Annotated in this window: 14 protein-coding genes; 11 read left to right on the plus strand and 3 right to left on the minus strand. The window is 37.2% G+C overall.

The features are described 5' to 3' along the window. Window positions 1-16: 16 nt before the first annotated feature. Genes nuoE through nuoN form a run of 10 tightly spaced genes read left to right on the plus strand, consistent with a single transcriptional unit; the run spans window position 17 to window position 11628 of the window. Window positions 17-511, plus strand: a complete 495-nt coding sequence (gene nuoE, locus OOL07_RS01125) for an NADH-quinone oxidoreductase subunit NuoE (protein WP_264694345.1) — start codon at window positions 17-19, stop codon at window positions 509-511. After that, window positions 508-1773 carry an NADH-quinone oxidoreductase subunit NuoF gene (nuoF, locus tag OOL07_RS01130; protein WP_264694347.1) on the plus strand — a complete coding sequence of 422 codons (1266 nt, stop codon included), beginning with the start codon at window positions 508-510 and terminating at the stop codon, window positions 1771-1773. The genes nuoE and nuoF overlap by 4 nt, the downstream gene beginning before the upstream one ends. A 33-nt stretch (window positions 1774-1806) precedes the next feature. Next, window positions 1807-4197: an NADH-quinone oxidoreductase subunit NuoG gene (gene nuoG / locus OOL07_RS01135; protein ID WP_264694349.1), complete on the plus strand. Its 2391-nt coding sequence runs from the start codon at window positions 1807-1809 to the stop codon at window positions 4195-4197. A 3-nt stretch (window positions 4198-4200) separates the two neighbouring features. Next, the gene (nuoH, locus tag OOL07_RS01140) at window positions 4201-5223 is read left to right on the plus strand and encodes an NADH-quinone oxidoreductase subunit NuoH (protein ID WP_264694351.1); all 1023 of its coding nucleotides are present in this window, start codon (window positions 4201-4203) and stop codon (window positions 5221-5223) included. A gap of 16 nt (window positions 5224-5239) precedes the next feature. Continuing rightward, entirely contained in the window at window positions 5240-5728 is a 489-nt protein-coding gene (nuoI, locus tag OOL07_RS01145; RefSeq protein ID WP_264694353.1) for an NADH-quinone oxidoreductase subunit NuoI, read from the plus strand. A 30-nt stretch (window positions 5729-5758) separates the two neighbouring features. Next, window positions 5759-6355 (plus strand): NADH-quinone oxidoreductase subunit J, encoded by a 597-nt coding sequence (locus OOL07_RS01150; protein WP_264694356.1) that lies wholly within the window; start codon window positions 5759-5761, stop codon window positions 6353-6355. A gap of 15 nt (window positions 6356-6370) precedes the next feature. Continuing rightward, window positions 6371-6676 carry an NADH-quinone oxidoreductase subunit NuoK gene (gene nuoK / locus OOL07_RS01155; RefSeq protein ID WP_197744620.1) on the plus strand — a complete coding sequence of 102 codons (306 nt, stop codon included), beginning with the start codon at window positions 6371-6373 and terminating at the stop codon, window positions 6674-6676. A gap of 6 nt (window positions 6677-6682) precedes the next feature. Beyond that, window positions 6683-8638, plus strand: coding sequence for an NADH-quinone oxidoreductase subunit L (gene nuoL / locus OOL07_RS01160; protein ID WP_264694358.1), 1956 nt, complete (start codon window positions 6683-6685; stop codon window positions 8636-8638). A gap of 5 nt (window positions 8639-8643) precedes the next feature. Then, window positions 8644-10158 carry an NADH-quinone oxidoreductase subunit M gene (locus OOL07_RS01165; RefSeq protein ID WP_264694359.1) on the plus strand — a complete coding sequence of 505 codons (1515 nt, stop codon included), beginning with the start codon at window positions 8644-8646 and terminating at the stop codon, window positions 10156-10158. Window positions 10159-10182: 24 nt separating this feature from the next. Continuing rightward, the gene (gene nuoN, locus OOL07_RS01170) at window positions 10183-11628 is read left to right on the plus strand and encodes an NADH-quinone oxidoreductase subunit NuoN (protein ID WP_264694361.1); all 1446 of its coding nucleotides are present in this window, start codon (window positions 10183-10185) and stop codon (window positions 11626-11628) included. A 17-nt stretch (window positions 11629-11645) separates the two neighbouring features. On the opposite strand, the gene rluD is transcribed toward nuoN, so the two are convergent. Further along, window positions 11646-12602: a 23S rRNA pseudouridine(1911/1915/1917) synthase RluD gene (gene rluD / locus OOL07_RS01175; protein ID WP_264694363.1), complete on the minus strand. Its 957-nt coding sequence runs from the start codon at window positions 12600-12602 to the stop codon at window positions 11646-11648. A gap of 87 nt (window positions 12603-12689) precedes the next feature. Here rluD and OOL07_RS01180 point away from each other — a divergent pair, with 87 nt between their 5' ends. Further along, window positions 12690-14774, plus strand: coding sequence for a thioredoxin domain-containing protein (locus OOL07_RS01180; RefSeq protein ID WP_264694365.1), 2085 nt, complete (start codon window positions 12690-12692; stop codon window positions 14772-14774). On the opposite strand, the gene OOL07_RS01185 is transcribed toward OOL07_RS01180, so the two are convergent. Both OOL07_RS01185 and gcvPB read right to left on the minus strand, forming a co-directional pair. Further along, a complete protein-coding gene (locus tag OOL07_RS01185) occupies window positions 14746-15687 on the minus strand; it encodes a carbohydrate kinase family protein (protein WP_264694367.1) in 942 nt (313 codons plus the stop codon). The genes OOL07_RS01180 and OOL07_RS01185 overlap by 29 nt on opposite strands. A gap of 51 nt (window positions 15688-15738) precedes the next feature. Next, complete coding sequence (gcvPB, locus tag OOL07_RS01190) at window positions 15739-17187, minus strand: aminomethyl-transferring glycine dehydrogenase subunit GcvPB (protein WP_264694369.1); 1449 nt, start codon at window positions 17185-17187, stop codon at window positions 15739-15741. Between the last annotated feature and the right edge of the window lie 87 nt (window positions 17188-17274).

A 17274-nucleotide genomic window follows, 5' to 3' on the forward strand; every position in this document is an offset into this window, starting at 1 on the left:
AAGGTAGAAAATTAAGGTGGCAGCACAAAGAAGTAATATCCTTTCTGGTGAGGTATATGGTCAAATTGACCATTGGATTGCTCAATATCCACAGGATAAAAAACAATCAGCGGTTATCCCAGCACTTCATATCGTTCAGGACTTCAATGGTGGCTATTTAACTAACGAGCTAATGGATGCTATAGCAGAGTACTTAGATATGTCTCCTATTAGCGTTTACGAAGTGGCTACGTTCTATTCTATGTTTGAATTAGAGCCTGTCGGGCACCATAAAATTTGCGTTTGCACTAATATTTCTTGCCAGCTGTGTAATTCTGATCAAGTGGTCACTCACTTAAAGAAGCGATTAGGGATTAGTTTTAATGAAACCACAGAGGATCAACGCTTTACTCTAAAAGAAGTAGAGTGTTTAGGAGCTTGTGGTGGTGCACCAATGATGGCAATTGGAAGTACTTACTATGAAAATCTAACGCCAGAAAAAATTGATCAAATACTCGAATCTTTAAAATGATTGCATTGAATCAAGTCTGCTTTCGAACTTTAAAATACGATCCTCCTTGGACAATCGATACTTATTTTAAAATAGGAGGATATCGCTCATGGAAGAAAATTTTAGAAGAAAAAACGGATCCTACAGAAATTATTAGTAAGTTAAAAGCATCAGGGCTTAGGGGAAGAGGAGGGGCAGGATTCCCAACTGGGGTTAAATGGAGTTTTATGCCTCGAAATAAACTTGGAAACAAGTATATCGTTTGTAATTCAGATGAAGGTGAGCCAGGTACATTTAAAGATCGTGATATTCTTCGGTATAATCCTCATCAAATAATAGAGGGGATGGCAATCGCTGGATATGTGATTGGTGCGAGTACAGGATATAATTATATTCGCGGAGAGTTTGCAGAACCTATTGAACGATTTAGTGTTGCACTTAAAGAAGCATATGAAGCAGGGTTGTTGGGAAAAAATATATTAGGGTCTGGAATTGATTTTGATCTTTATTATTATCCTGGGGCTGGAGCTTATATCTGTGGTGAAGAGACCGCATTATTAAATTCTATTGAGGGGAAAAAAGGGCAGCCACGCTTTAAACCACCATTCCCTGCGGGATATGGTCTATATGGCAAACCAACTACAATTAATAATACTGAAAGTCTTGCGTCTGTTCCAGTCATTTTAGAAAAAGGAAGCCAATGGTTTCTTGAACTAGGTACACCTACTAGTGGTGGAAGTAAAATCTTTTGTGTTTCTGGGCATGTAAATCGCCCTGGTAATTATGAAGTTCCTATGGGAACATCTTTTAAAGATCTGCTTGAATTGGCCGGAGGTGTACGTAACGGTCATACTTTAAAAGCTGTAATCCCCGGAGGAAGTTCAGTACCTGTGGTACCTGCAGAAATTATGATGGAAACTAATATGGATTATGAATCCATATCAAAAGCGGGATCTATGCTAGGTGCAGGATCCGTGATTGTAATGGATGAAACGACTTGTATGGTACGGGCTCTAAATAGAATTTCTCATTTTTATCGAGAAGAGTCTTGTGGGCAATGTACTCCTTGCCGGGAAGGTACTGGCTGGATGAATCGGGTAATTCACCGTATTTATCATGGACAAGGTCTCCAAGAAGATTTAGATAAACTTATTAGTATCGCTAATAATATTAACGGGCACACTATTTGTGCATTAGGAGATGCTGCAGCGACACCAGTAATAAGTTTTATTAAGCATTTTCGTAATGAGTTTCAATACTATATTGATCATAAAGTTTCTTAGCAGATAGCTGGTTATAGGAGGCTAAAACCAGAGATGGTTCATATCGAAATTGATGGAGTAAAATTTAACGTAGAGTCTGGAAAGATGGTTATCCAGGTTGCCGATGAAGCAGGAATTTATATTCCTAGATTTTGCTATCATAAAAAATTATCAGTTGCTGCCAATTGTCGTATGTGTTTGATAGAGACTGATAAATCACCAAAACCTGTACCTGCTTGTGCCACTCCTGTTATGGAGGGAATGAAAGTATTTACTAACTCGCCTAAAGCAATTGCAGCTCAAAAGGGAGTAATGGAGTTTTTGTTAATTAACCATCCATTAGATTGCCCTATCTGCGATCAGGGCGGAGAATGCGAGCTGCAAGACTTGGCTATGGGCTATGGTAATGATATATCTAGATTTACAGAAGGTAAACGAGTTGTAAGAGATAAAGATATTGGTCCCTTAATCCAAACTGAACTTACTCGTTGTATTCACTGTACTCGTTGTATTCGGTTTGGTGAAGAAATCGCTGGGTTAAAGGAATTAGGTGCAACAGATCGTGGTGAGCTAATGGAAATTGGTACCTATATTGATCATAGCTTAACCTCTGAGGTATCTGGAAATGTTATAGATCTATGCCCAGTAGGTGCGCTCACTGATAAGCCTTATCGCTTTAAAGCACGAGCCTGGGAAATGACAGGGCATCCTGCTATTTCTCCTCATGATAGTATGGGCACCAATATTGAACTGCATATTCTACGAAATCAAGTGATGCGAATCGTTCCTCGTGAAAATGAAACCATTAATGAGACTTGGATTACAGACAGAGATCGCTATGGCTGTTTAGGATTAACCCACGAAGATAGGCTGAAACACCCTATGGTAAAACAAAATGGTGTTTGGCAAGAAGTAGATTGGGAGGAAGCACTAGGAGCAGTAGCCCATGGATTAAGATCTATAGTAGAGAAAAGTGGGGGTACTCAATTAGGTGGTCTTATTTCTCCTTATGCCACAACTGAAGAGCTTTATCTTTTTCAGAAACTCCTTCGAGGATTACACAGTAATAATATTGATTCTCGCCTACATCAACAGGATTTTCATAATTTTGGAATCCATCTTGAAGATCTAGCATTTAAGCACTCTATTGAAGAAATAGAGAACTCTGATTTAATTCTATTAGTTGGTGTTAACCCCCATAAAGATCATCCTCTTCTTGGGTTAAAATTTCGCAAAGCAGCCCACCATGGAGCAAAAATAGCTATTATTAATCCAGTAGACTATTTAGTGCGGTTTCCAGTCGTAGAAAAAATAATTACTGACTCCTATGGAATGATCCATGGACTTGCGGGAATCGCTAAAAGCTTAATTGAATTGAAATCAGAAACTTTAGAAAATAATTGGACAGTACTGCTAGATAACATAGAGCCTACAAGTTCAGAGCGAGCAATAGCTAAACGATTAGTAGGGTCTACTAATGCACGGATCTTTTTAGGAAAAATAGCAGAAGGTCATCCAAATTTTTCAACGCTTCAAGCACTTAGTTATTTGATAGGTCAATTAACCAATACTCAAATAGGATTTATTCCCTCTGGGGGTAATGCAATAGGTGCAGCTATCGCCGGAGCACTACCGCATCAAGGTCCTGGTGGTAATTTTGTTCCAGTAAAAGGGCTGGATTGGCAATCTATATTCGAAAAGGGGCTTTCAGGATACTTGCTACTAGGCGTTGAACCAGAGTTTGATTGTATCAACCCTGGACTAGCTCAAAAAGCACTACAAGATGCCAATTTTGTTGTTTCTTTAACAGCATTTTGTAGTAAACATGTGCTTGAATACGCAGATATTTTACTACCTATTAGCAATTTTACAGAAACATCAGGGACATTTATTAATCTTGAAGGGCATTGGCAGAGTTTCACTGCAGCAACACACTCATCAGGAGATGCTCGCCCCGGTTGGAAGGTATTGCGTGTTTTAGGTAACTTATTACAAATTCCTGAATTTGAATATTTTTCCTCTGAAGAGGTATGCAATGCACTAAAAGATGAAATCAAAAAAATAGGCAAAACTAAAAGAGTCGCTTGGTATCCTAAATCTCTAGGTATTGAAAATAAAGAAGAAAAAATAGGATTAGTAAGAATAGCAGAACTTCCTATCTATAGAGTAAATAGTTTAATTAGGCGTAGTTATCCGCTACAACAAAGCCCTGATGGACAAGCAGCCCATATTGCTTATCTTAATAGTATTGATATAAATAAATTAGGTTTGCAAGATGCAAAGTATATTGAAATAAGCCAAGAAGGGAACAAAACTAGGTTACCATTTGAAATAAGTGATCTAGTTGCTGAAGGGTGCATACAATTAGCTACAGGGATTGAAGAAACAGCATCTTTAGGTGCTCCATTTACTTATGTGCAAGTCGCATCAGGGGAATTAAAGTAAGCAATGTTTAGTTATTTTTTAACTGTCTTAGTTATCCTTATTAAGATTGTTGGTATTATATTGCCTTTACTACTTACAGTTGCATGGCTTACTTTTGCTGAGCGGAAAATTATTGGGTTTATGCAAGTTCGAGTATCTGCCAATAGAGTAGGTCCTAGAGGTTGGTTACAGCCAATTGCAGATGTAGTTAAATTAATTCTTAAAGAAATCATTATTCCTACCAGTGCTAATAAGTATTTATTCTTCTTAGCTCCTGTGCTTGCTATCGCTCCGGCACTTTCTGTATGGGCTGTTATTCCTTTTAGTCCAGAGTTAGTCCTAGCAGATATTAATGCTGGGCTGCTTTATATTCTAGCTATTGGTTCTATGAGCGTGTATGGAATTATCTTAGCAGGATGGGCTTCTAATTCTAAATATGCTTTTTTAGGTGCTATGCGATCGGCTGCACAAATTGTATCTTATGAAATTGCTATGGGCTTTGCTTTAGTTGGGGTGCTGATTGCTGCAGGTAGTCTTAATCTTAGCAAGATAGTAAATGCACAAACAGGCGGTATATGGCATTGGTTTTGGCTTCCATTGTTTCCTTTATTTTTAGTGTATTACATTTCAGGAGTAGCAGAAACTAACCGTGCCCCTTTTGATATGGCAGAGGGTGAATCAGAAATTGTTGCAGGGTATCATGTAGAGTACTCAGGAACCGCATTTGCACTTTTCTATCTTACTGAATACGTGGAAATGATCTTAGTTTCAACCCTAGCCGCTTTAATGTTTTTAGGTGGATGGCTGTCTCCTTTTGAAGGTACCAGATTTGAGTCAACATTTGCATCCATTCCTAGCCTTTTTTGGCTATTAGCAAAAACAGCATTTTTTTTATTTTTTTATTTTTGGCTTCGTGCTACTTATCCACGATATCGCTATGATCAGATTATGCGATTGGGATGGAAAGTGTTTATTCCTATTACAATCGTATGGCTATTAGTAGTAGGTGGGGCTAGAATTACACATATAGGTCCTTGGTTTGCATAAATAGAGGAGGCTATATATGAATATCTTACGTTCTTATTTAAAAAGTTTTTTACTCTGGGAACTAATTCTTGGTCTAAGACTAACAGGTCGTTATCTATTTGCTAGAAAAATAACTGTCCAATTTCCAGAAGAAAGAACTCCCTTATCTCCTAGATTCAGAGGGCTTCATGCTCTACGACGCTACCCTAATGGAGAAGAGAGGTGTATTGCTTGTAAATTATGCGAGGCCGTATGTCCTGCTTTGGCCATTACTATTGACTCTCATCAAAGGGAAGATAAAACTCGTCGTACAACTCGATATGACATTGATCTTTTTAAGTGTATTTATTGTGGTTTTTGCGAAGAAGCATGCCCTGTTGACTCAATTGTATTGACAAGAGTTTTTGATTACCATTTTGAAGAACGTGGCGAACAGATTATGCATAAGGAGCAATTATTAGCGATTGGTGATAAATATGAACATCAGATTGCTGCTGATAGGACAGCGGATGCACCTTATCGATAATTAATAGCACTCAAGTTTTATATATTATTTATGGAAAAAATACTATTTTATATCTTTTCTGCTATTTTGCTGTTTGCGGCATCTATGGTAATTACAGTACGCAATCCTATTCAAGCAACCTTATTTTTAATTTTAGCTTTTTTTACAAGTGCAGCAATTTGGTTGTTACTTGAAGCAGAATTTTTAGCTATTATTCTAGTACTGGTCTATATCGGTGCAGTAATGGTTTTATTTTTATTCGTAGTTATGATGTTAGATATTAATTTAGTTTCCTTACGAGAAGGGTTTATCAAATATCTTCCCGTAGGATTTATAGTATCAGCACTCACTGCATTTGAGATGATGGCGGTATTAAAGCCAGAGAATTTTGGCTTATCTGTACCTGTACCCACACCTCACGATTCAAACTATAGTAACACAGAGGAGCTAGGGAATATCCTCTATACAGTCTATAGTTATCCTTTTGAGCTTGCTGCAGCAATTTTGCTAATAGCTATTGTCGCTGCGATCACTCTCACTCTGCGGAGAGGTACCAATAAACATCAAGATCCGTCACAACAAGTACAAGTGAATCCCAAAGATCGAGTTAGGCTGGTTAAAATGACCAACTCGGAAACACGTAAATAGGTTAAATAAGCGATAATGGTAACACTATCTGATTTTTTAGTTTTAGGCGCACTATTGTTCTGTCTTTCCGTTGCTGGGATTTTCCTAAATCGGAAGAATATTATTATCATCCTCATGTCACTTGAGCTTATGTTGTTAGCAATTAATATAAATTTTCTTGCATTTTCACATTTCCTAGAAGATATATCTGGTCAAGTATTCGTTTTTTTTATATTAACAGTCGCTGCAGCAGAAAGTGCTATTGGTCTTGCAATTCTTGTAGTGTTATTTCGCACCAGACATACTATTAATGTTGGTGACTGGGATAAATTAAAGGGCTAGAACGAGATGAAAGCCCAAACTATCGGAATAATAATAGCACCCTTAATCGGTTGTATTATTGCAGGTTTATTTGGTCGTAAAGTTGGACGTGTCTGGTCTCATCGTGCAGCAATAGCTGGAGTTGCAATTTCCTTCCTGTTATCTTCCATTGTTTTCATTCAAGTAGTAACAAGTGGAGCTACCTATAATGAGCATATCTACACTTGGATAGGTACGGGGAATTTCCACTTAGAAATAGGATTTTTAATCGACCATTTGAGTGCTCTCATGATGGTAGTTGTAAGTTTTGTATCTTTAATGGTACATATATACACCATTGGTTATATGGATGATGATCCTGGATATCAGAGATTTTTTAGCTATATTGCACTATTTACATTTTCCATGTTAATGCTGGTTATGGCTAATAACTTTCTGCAACTTTTTGTAGGTTGGGAAATAATGGGATTAATATCCTACCTATTAATAGGATTTTGGTATAAAAAAGAATCAGCGATTTATGCTAATCTTAAAGCCTTTCTTGTCAACCGTGTAGGAGATATTGGATTTTTATTAGGAATTGCCTGTGTATTAATGTATACAGGTAGCTTAGATTATAGTGAAGTGTTTGCAGCAATTCCGTCATTATCAGAAAAAACAATATCACTATTTCCTAATACTTCTTATGCAGTACCTACAGTAATAGGCATTCTTCTTTTTATCGGAGCAATGGGTAAATCTGCCCAAATGCCACTACATGTTTGGCTACCTGATTCTATGGAAGGACCTACACCTATTTCTGCGCTTATTCATGCTGCTACTATGGTAACTGCAGGAATTTTTATGGTGGCTCGAATGTCGCCTATATATGAGTTATCAGAGACTGCTTTAGGGTTTGTGCTAATCATCGGTGCATGTACTGCATTTTTTATGGGGCTTGTGGGTATCGTACAAGATGATATTAAGCGAGTTATTGCGTATTCTACTTTATCCCAATTAGGATATATGACGGTTGCTCTTGGTGTTTCTGCTTATTCAGCAAGTATTTTTCACTTAATGACTCATGCATTTTTTAAGGCACTTTTATTTTTAGGTGCTGGTTCCGTAATTATTGCGATGCATCATGAACAGGATATGATGAAAATGGGCGGATTAAAAAGATATATGCCTATTACCTATTGGACAATGATTATTGGTGCACTTGCGTTAATCGGATTTCCTGGATTCTCAGGTTTTTTCTCCAAAGACTCTATTATTGAAGCAGTACACCTTTCTAATATGCCGGGATCTAGTTTTGCTTATTTGATGGTAGTTTCCGGAGTCTTTGTGACAGCCTTCTATACATTTCGAATGTTATTTCTTACCTTTCATGGAGAAGAAAGAATGGATGAGCATACGAAGAGTCATCTTAAAGAATCTCCATATGTCGTTACCATTCCGCTTATTTTATTGGCTATACCTTCTGTCATTGTAGGAATCTATATAAAAACCCTTTTGTTTGATGGTTTTTTTGGCGAAGCAATAGCAGTATTGCCGAATCATAACGTATTAGAAAAAATGGGTACTGAATTACATGAAGGGATTATTCCATTTATTTTAGAAGGATTTAAAGGTCTTCCTTTTCTTTTAGCAGCTGCAGGTGTAATCACTGCGTGGCTTTTATATATTGCTTATCCTAAATTACCTAACCAAATTAGATCTCGATTCTCTCTAATTTATTGGGTTCTAATAAATAAATATGGCTTTGATCGATTTAATGAAATTTTCTTTGCAGGGGGCTTTCGTTATATCGGGAATTTATTTTCTCGATTTGGAGAACGGCTACTAATTGATGGTTTAATGGTAAATGGATCAGCACGAGTAGTAAGTGTCACCGCTCAAATTTCACGCCATTTACAATCTGGTTATCTTTTTCATTATGCTTTTGCCATGATTTTGGGTCTTTTATTTCTCATTGGTGGCTTTGTAATTTATAAGGGATAGGAATAATGTTACAGTTTCCAATTCTCTCATTAGTTATTTGGTTGCCAATTATGGGTGGTTTAGTAGTACTTGGGATAAGTAACCGTCCTACCGATCAAATTCGTAAATCTGCACTATTCTTTGCAGGGCTATCTTTTCTAATAAGCTGGTTTCTATATATTTGGTTTGATACCAGTGAAGCTACAATGCAGTTTCAAGAAAAAATAGTATGGTTAGAAGCTTTTAAAGTTTATTACCATGTAGGTATTGATGGTATTTCGATGCCGCTTATTATTTTAAATACATTCTCTACCCTCCTAGTAGTCATTGCTGGTTGGCAAATAATTAAATATAAATTAGCCCAATATATGGCTAGTTTTTTAATTATGGAAGGGTTAATGAATGGAGTTTTTGCAGCATTAGATAGCATTTTATTTTATATATTTTTTGAAGGTACATTGATACCTCTATTTCTGATTATTGGTATTTGGGGAGGACCTAATCGAGTTTACGCTACACTTAAGTTTTTCCTCTATACTTTTTTTGGATCAGTTTTCTTTTTAATTGCAATTCTCTACTTAAGGAGTGTTACTGGTAATTTTGATATTCTTAGCTTTCATGAAGTCCCTTTAGGAATGCAAGCTCAGATAGGATTATTTTTTGCTTTTCTAATTGCCTTTGCAGTAAAAATACCTATGTGGCCTGTGCATACTTGGTTACCGGATGCTCACGTTGAAGCCCCTACTGGAGGATCGGTTATACTAGCAGCAATCGCTTTAAAGCTGGGTGCTTATGGTCTTATGCGGTTTAGCCTACCGATTGTACCCGATGCTAGCCTTGCTTTAGATTGGTTCATTATTACCCTTTCTTTGATTGCTATAGTCTATATTGGGTTAGTTGCTATCGTGCAACAAGACATTAAAAAACTTATTGCTTATTCTAGTGTTTCCCATATGGGATTTGTTACTTTAGGGCTATTTATTAGCTTTGTAATCTTTGCTCAAGGAACTGAAGGAGAAGGATCTACCCTAGGGCTTTCAGGCGCACTAGTGCAGATGATTTCCCACGGTCTTGTATCTGCTGGTATGTTTTTATGTATGGGGGTCTTATATGATCGCATGCATACTCGTCTTATTAAGGATTATGGTGGTGTCATTAACACAATGCCTATCTTTGGTGCGTTCTGGGTTTTATTTGCAATGGCAAATACGGGATTACCTGGCACCTCCGGTTTTGTAGGTGAGTTTTTAGTGATTTTAGGAGCGTTTCAAGCTAATTTTTGGTATGCTTTTTGGGCATCACTTACACTAATTCTAAGTGCTTCCTATTCTCTATGGATGATTAAGCGAGTTGTGTTTGGTGAAGTATCAAATGATAATGTAGCTGCTTTGAAAGATTTAAGTACAAGGGAGTTTCTAATCCTTGGCTCATTAGCAGTAGCAGTATTATTTCTCGGAGTATGGCCTCAACCTTTATTAGAGGTTATGCACGAATCTATAGATCACCTATTATCCCAAATCACAGTGTCAAAATTAATTTAAATTATAAGCCACAGAATAAACAAGATGAGTTTCGATACGCCCAATTTTTTACCTGCACTGCCAGAAATATTAACTCTAGGAATGGGCTGCGTACTTTTATTAGCGGTTGCTTATAGTGGTGCACAAAGCGGTAAAATAGCATATAAAATTACACAAGCTACGTTAATAATTTTAGCATTAGTTACGCTATACTATTTTGATTCCTCTTCCCATAGCATCACATTTAATAATAGCTATATTAAAGATCCTTTAAGCGACTCGCTAAAAATATTTATTTATCTAACTGTTTTTTTGGTCTTTTTATATTCCCGGGATTATCTTCAAGCCAGAAATTTAGAAAAAGGGGAATTTTATATCCTTGGCCTCTTTGGGATGTTAGGGATTATGGTTATTACTTCAGCTCATCATTTTCTACTTCTTTATTTAGGTTTGGAGCTCCTCTCCCTAAGCCAGTATGCTATGGTGGCACTAAATAGAAATAATAACTTAGCTGCTGAGGCAGCAATGAAATATTTTGTGCTAGGATCGCTTGCTTCTGGTATGTTGCTCTATGGTATGTCTATGATATATGGAGTAACTGGGAGCCTTGAAATTGATGCCATAGCAAATACAATTGCAAAAAATACTGATGGTAACTCGAGTATCGTCTTAGCATTTGGGTTAGTCTTTATTATGGCAGCACTTGCTTTTAAATTTGGAGCAGTGCCTTTTCATATGTGGCTTCCTGATGTATATCATGGCGCACCAACAGCAGTAACCCTTTATATCGGTACTGCTCCTAAAGTTGCTGCGTTTGCAATGCTTATGCGTTTGCTAGTAGATAGCTTAGAAGGAATACAGCCGCAATGGGAGGGCATGATGATTATTCTTGCTTCTCTCTCCATGGTGCTTGGAAATATTGTAGCAATTGCCCAAAGTAATATTAAACGTATGCTTGCATATTCTGCTATATCCCATATGGGATTTCTCTTTTTAGGTACGCTTACAGGTACTCATACAGGATACGCAGCTTCTATGTTTTATATCATAATATATACTCTTATGAGCCTTGGTAGCTTTGGAATGATTGCATTACTTTCTAGATCAGGGTTTGAGTCTGATCAAATAGAAAATTTTAAAGGATTAAATGAGCGTAGCCCTTGGTTTGCTTTTATGATGCTCATTTTAATGTTCGCGATGATGGGATTTCCACCCACTGCGGGATTCTATGCTAAGTGGGCAGTTATTATGGCTATAATAGATAAGGGATTAATCTGGTTAGCTATAGTTGCGGTAGTTTCTTCTGTTATAGGTGCTTTCTACTACTTACGAGTAGTCAAATATATGTACTTTGATAAATCTAGTGAAACTACTCCTTTGAGTGTAAAAGCTGATTTTCAATGGTGTATGAGCGGTAATAGTTTAGCATTATTAGGATTAGGGCTTTTCCCAAGTTCCTTGATGAATTTATGCTTATCTGCTTTAAGCTAAAGAGTACAATATTACCTTTATTTAAAATTATTATTTTCTTTAAGTAAAGTAAGTATATTTTTCATATCTTCTGGAAGTGGCGCTTCCCAAGCCATGTTCTGCCCATTTAATGGATGAGTAAGCTCTAAGCGAACGGCATGTAGTGCTTGCCGCTTAAAATTACGTAACCTGTCAGTCAGCATTTCATTACTTTTTTCTGGGATTTGGAGACGCCTGCCATAAACAGGATCTCCAAGTAAGGGGTAATTGATATAAGCTAGATGAACTCGGATTTGATGTGTCCTACCTGTCTCTAAAAAACAGGCTGCGTAGGTGTGGGACTGAAAACGGGATAATACTCTATAGTAAGTAACAGCTGGTTTTCCAGAATCATTTACAGACATTCTTTTTCGATCGATAGGATGGCGGGCTATAGGTGCCCTAATCACACCTCCACTTGTTATTACCCCTGTAGTAATTGCTCGATATTCCCTATGTATCTGATAATTTTGTAACTGCTGCACTAAATTAGTATGAGCTGGAATAGTTTTAGCAATGACTAACAGACCTGTAGTATCTTTATCTAATCTATGAATAAGCCCTGCCCGAGGTATTGCTTCTAATTCGGGAGCATAGTTCAATAATCCATTGACTAAAGTACCATCATAATTGCCTGCTGCTGGATGTACTACTAAATTAGCTGGCTTATTAATAATAATGAGAGCTTCATCCTCATAAATAATATGAAGTGGTAAAGGCTGAGGTTTCCACTCAGTTTCAGTTTCTACTTCTGCATGTAGTATTACAGATTCTCCGCCTGATACTATATCTCGAGGGCGAGCTGAAGTATCATTAATTTTTACTTGACCATTCTTTAGCCACATTTGAAGACGAGTACGAGAATAGGCAGGAAAGATTTGAGCAAGTGTCTGATCTAGACGCTTTCCTTCTAACTCTAGAGGAATGATCGTATTTTCTTGTATTAATCCTTTCATAAAATTTGTATTACTATACAGAAAAAATTTTAAGCCAGTATACTGAAAGGGTAAATCTAGCTATTTATATAAAATTTTATTAGCGCTATGAAAAATCACCTTCAAAACGAAACAAGCCCCTACCTATTACAACATGTAGATAATCCAGTAGATTGGCATCCTTGGAATAAAGATACACTAGATCGTGCCTCTCAAGAAAAAAAACCTATTTTACTCTCTATTGGCTACTCTGCTTGCCATTGGTGCCATGTCATGGCTCACGAATCTTTTGAAAATAAAGATACAGCACTCATTATGAATCAACACTTTATCAATGTTAAAGTAGATAGAGAAGAGCGCCCTGATTTAGATCAAATCTATCAGTTGGCACAACAGATGCTAACTGGTAGAACAGGCGGCTGGCCATTAACTTTATTTTTAGAGCCTACAAAACAAGTCCCCTTTTTCGGTGGTACTTATTTTCCCCCTGAAAGCCGATATGGATTACCTGGGTTTAAAGATTTATTACAGCAAATTTCCCAGTATTTTCACACAAATTCTTCAGAAATTTATGCCCAAAATAGCCGTTTATTAGCTGCTTTTAGAAATATTGATAAACGAATCCAGATTGATAAAGTTTCCAGCTTAGATTTTTCTCCTCTAAAGAAATCGCAGGAAGAATTATCCCAATCCTTTGATTTTCAATATGGCGGGATGAAAGGTGCTCCTAAATTTCCTAATCCTCCTATCATTGAACGATATTTGAATGAAACTATAGGATCTTATTTAACAAAAGAAGAACAACAGCAATCCACTACTAAACTTCAGATCACTTTAGATTATATGGCATTAGGAGGAATTTATGACCAGATAGGTGGAGGGTTTTATCGTTATTCAGTTGATGGAAAATGGCAAATTCCTCACTTTGAAAAAATGCTTTACGACAATGGGCAATTATTATTTCTCTATAGTAAAGCCTATAGTTTATTAAAAACGAAATTATATCGTAGAGTCTTACTCGAGACTGGAAACTGGGTGATTAGAGAAATGCAATCTCCAGAAGGAGGGTATTACTCATCTCTAGACGCAGACTCAGAAGGCCATGAAGGTAAATACTATGTTTGGTCTGAAAAGGAAATCCAACCCATATTAGATGACAGTGAATATCAATTAGCCAATCAGTATTTTGGGCTAGATCAGCCTAGCAATTTTGAAGATTATTGGCACCTACATTGTACTATTAGTGAGGAAATTTTAGCTCAAAAACTAGAACTACCTCTTGATAGTACTCAAAAACAAATTATCACTATTAAAGAAAAACTACGTGTCGCTAGAAGCAATCGCATTTACCCAACTCGAGATGAAAAAATACTGACTTCTTGGAATGGATTAATGATTAAAGGTATGGTAACTGCAGGGCAAGTATTAGATCAACCTAATTTTATTGATTCTGCCGAGAAGGCATTAAGATTTATCCATAATAATTTATGGATAAATGATCGTTTGCTGGCTACTTACAAAGACAAAAAATCAAGATACCCTGCTTATCTTGATGATTATGCTTTTCTTATCGATGCACTAATAACTTTATTACAAATACGATGGAAAGATGAGCTCTTTACTTTTTTAATTCAACTTACTGATACGGTGCTTACTCACTTTGAGAATAAGGATCAGGGCGGTTTTTATTTCACTGCCCATGATCAAGAGGTACCTATTTCCCGTTTGATACCTTTAACAGATAATGCAACGCCATCAGGAAATGGGGTAATGACGTACAACCTAATACGGCTTGGGCATTTATTTGATAATATGGCTTATTTGGAAGCAGCTGAACGATGTTTAAAAACGAGCTGGTTTAGTGTCCAACAAACTCCTCATGCCCATTGTAGCTTGCTTAAAGCACTAGAATTATATCTTTATCCTCCAGAAATAATTATATTACGAGGACCTGAATCAGCATTGATTCCATGGCATCGTCCTGCTTTTGAGCACCACATGCAACGCAGAATAGTGCTTGCAATTCCATTGTATACTAATAAGTATTTGCCTAAACAGCTAGAAAAATATCAGCCTATTAATTTAAATGGAGTAACAGCTTATATTTGCCATGGTCAGACTTGTTTAGCCCCCATCACTGAATTTGAATCATTTAAAAGCCAGCTTAAAGGCAGTAACCAAAATTATCTTTAAACCGATCCCAAAACTCTGTAATCTTAAAATAATGATTTTGAGTGCCATGGGATTCGATTTTAATTGCTCCTAATAAAGAAGCAATATGACCGGTGGTTTCCCAATCCATACCATGGCTAATACCATAAAGTAACCCTGCCCGATAAGCATCGCCACACCCTGTTGGATCCGATAGAGTAGCAGCCCTAGCAGGTGGAATTTTAACCTCTTTTTCTTCAGTATAAATAGTAGAGCCATCACCACCTTGCGTTATAATAAGTGCCTTTACTTGTTTTGCAAGCTCTTCAATAGATAACTGAGTACGATCTTGAAATAAATGTGCTTCATAATCATTCATACTTATCCAAGTCGCTTGTTGCACAAAAGTAAGAAGCTCATTTCCACTAAACATAGGCAATCCCTGCCCTGGATCAAAGATAAATGGAATACCTGCTTCATAGAATTGCTTAGCATGCTGAATCATTCCATCTCGACCATCAGGAGAAACAATACCAATATCAATATCCTTATTTCTGTTAGCATCTTCAATTCTGTTTTCATGGGAAAAATTCATCGCCCCTGGATGGAATACTGTAATTTGATTACTATCGGTATCTGTAGTAATAAATGCTTGTGCAGTATAAGTATTATCAATTAAACGTACATATTGGAGTGGAATATCCTTTTTAGTAAACCATTCTCGATAGGAAGTAAAATCATCTCCTACCGTCCCCATAGGGATAGGATCTCCTTGAAGTAATTTAAGGTTGTAAGCGATATTGCCTGCACATCCGCCAAATTCTCTACGTAGCTTAGGTGCTAAAAAAGAAACATTGAGCATATGTACTTTATCTGGAAGGATATGCTTTTTGAACTGATCGTGGAACACCATGATCGTATCGTAGGCAAATGATCCACAAATTAATGCTGGCATGTTTTCTCCTTGATTATGAAATTTTTATTTAAAGAATCATATAGCTTCACTTTAACCCTGCCAAGCGATATCCAATTCTCGTGCTGCTTTGACCTCATCAAGGCGACGTACTGGTAAATTGTGAGGAGCGGATTTAAGCTGATTTAGATCCTCGTGTGCCTCTCTTATAATTTGTGCCATGGCATCAACAAAAGAATCAAGAGTTTGTTTACTCTCTGTCTCTGCTGGCTCTATCAAAAGACACTCAGGGACTAAGAGGGGAAAATAAACAGTAGGCGCATGAAAACCAAGATCTAGTAATCGTTTAGCCACATCAGTTGCTGTCATATTCATTTCTTGAGCTTGTCGTTTTAAGGTAACCACAAATTCATGACCAGCACGACGAGTTGGATAAGCTAAATCAAATCCTAGCTCGCTCATTCTCTTTGCAAGATAGTTAGCATTTAGAGCAGAGAAATCAGATACTCGCTCCATACCTTCTCGACCCAACAATCTAATGTAAATATAAGCACGGAGTAAAACTCCTGCATTCCCCATCCAAGCAGAAAGTCGACCAATACTCTGTGGGCAATCCTCTTCTACAAGCCAGCGGTATTGTCCATCCGCTCTTCTACCTACTCGGGGGATAGGAAGAAAAGGGAGTAATTTTTCACCAACACCAACAGGTCCGGCTCCAGGGCCGCCGCTACCATGAGGCGTAGCAAAGGTTTTATGTAAGTTAAGATGAATGACATCAAAACCCATATCTCCAGGTTTTACTTTACCTAAAATAGCATTTAGGTTTGCTCCATCATAATAGAGTAACCCACCTGCCTGATGCACTTTATCGGCAACCGTTTTAATATTACGATCAAAAATCCCTAAGGTAGAAGGATTAGTCAACATAATTCCTGCGGTTTTTGGTCCGAGTACTTTATCAAGTGCTGCTAAATCTATATCTCCTTCCGCATTGGTAGGAATTTCCCGTACTTGAAAACCGCACATGGTTGCTGTTGCAGGATTGGTACCATGGGCTGCATCAGGAACTAGCATTTCACGCCGTTCATGATTACCCATTGCATCATGATAAGCTCGGATCATTGCAACTCCAGTAAATTCTCCTTGAGCTCCAGCCATAGGAGCAAGGCTAATAGCCTTCATCCCTGTAATAGCAGCTAGAATTTCTTGCAGCTCATAAAGACAAGATAAATAGCCTTGACTTAGAAAATCAGGCGTTGCTGGGTGTCGCTCTAAGAATCCAGGCAGATGAGCTAATGTATGACAAATCTTAGGGTTGTACTTCATAGTACAGGAACCTAAGGGGTAGAAGTGGGTATCGATTGAAAAATTTTTTTGAGATAACCGGGTGTAATGCCGGACTACATCCAATTCAGAGACTTCAGGTAACCTAGGAGGAGTTTTTCTCAATAGATCCTGTGGTAAATCTTCTGTAATAGAATTATTTTTAGGAATTTGAGTTGGTGCATGTCGGTTTGGGCGTGAAGATTCAAAAATCAGCATAGTGTAAAATAGATTTTAGTTTATTAAAAAAATTTGTCTCTCAAGTGTAATATAGCAAGAAGCTGGTTAACATTAATTAGTACATAG

The sequence above is a fragment of the Candidatus Nitrosacidococcus sp. I8 genome (assembly GCF_945836005.1).
GTDB lineage: Bacteria > Pseudomonadota > Gammaproteobacteria > Nitrosococcales > Nitrosococcaceae > Nitrosacidococcus.

Excerpts from the sequence above, each read along its gene's own strand:
- nuoF (WP_264694347.1), top strand. The coding sequence starts at position 508 with ATGATTGCATTGAATCAAGTCTGCTTTCGAACTTTAAAATACGATCCT.
- nuoI (WP_264694353.1), top strand. The coding sequence starts at position 5,240 with ATGAATATCTTACGTTCTTATTTAAAAAGTTTTTTACTCTGGGAACTA.
- nuoL (WP_264694358.1), top strand. The coding sequence starts at position 6,683 with ATGAAAGCCCAAACTATCGGAATAATAATAGCACCCTTAATCGGTTGT.
- OOL07_RS01165 (WP_264694359.1), top strand. The coding sequence starts at position 8,644 with ATGTTACAGTTTCCAATTCTCTCATTAGTTATTTGGTTGCCAATTATG.
- nuoK (WP_197744620.1), top strand. The coding sequence starts at position 6,371 with ATGGTAACACTATCTGATTTTTTAGTTTTAGGCGCACTATTGTTCTGT.
- OOL07_RS01185 (WP_264694367.1), bottom strand. The coding sequence starts at position 15,687 with ATGCCAGCATTAATTTGTGGATCATTTGCCTACGATACGATCATGGTG.
- OOL07_RS01180 (WP_264694365.1), top strand. The coding sequence starts at position 12,690 with ATGAAAAATCACCTTCAAAACGAAACAAGCCCCTACCTATTACAACAT.
- OOL07_RS01150 (WP_264694356.1), top strand. The coding sequence starts at position 5,759 with ATGGAAAAAATACTATTTTATATCTTTTCTGCTATTTTGCTGTTTGCG.
- gcvPB (WP_264694369.1), bottom strand. The coding sequence starts at position 17,187 with ATGCTGATTTTTGAATCTTCACGCCCAAACCGACATGCACCAACTCAA.
- nuoG (WP_264694349.1), top strand. The coding sequence starts at position 1,807 with ATGGTTCATATCGAAATTGATGGAGTAAAATTTAACGTAGAGTCTGGA.
- rluD (WP_264694363.1), bottom strand. The coding sequence starts at position 12,602 with ATGAAAGGATTAATACAAGAAAATACGATCATTCCTCTAGAGTTAGAA.
- nuoH (WP_264694351.1), top strand. The coding sequence starts at position 4,201 with ATGTTTAGTTATTTTTTAACTGTCTTAGTTATCCTTATTAAGATTGTT.
- nuoN (WP_264694361.1), top strand. The coding sequence starts at position 10,183 with ATGAGTTTCGATACGCCCAATTTTTTACCTGCACTGCCAGAAATATTA.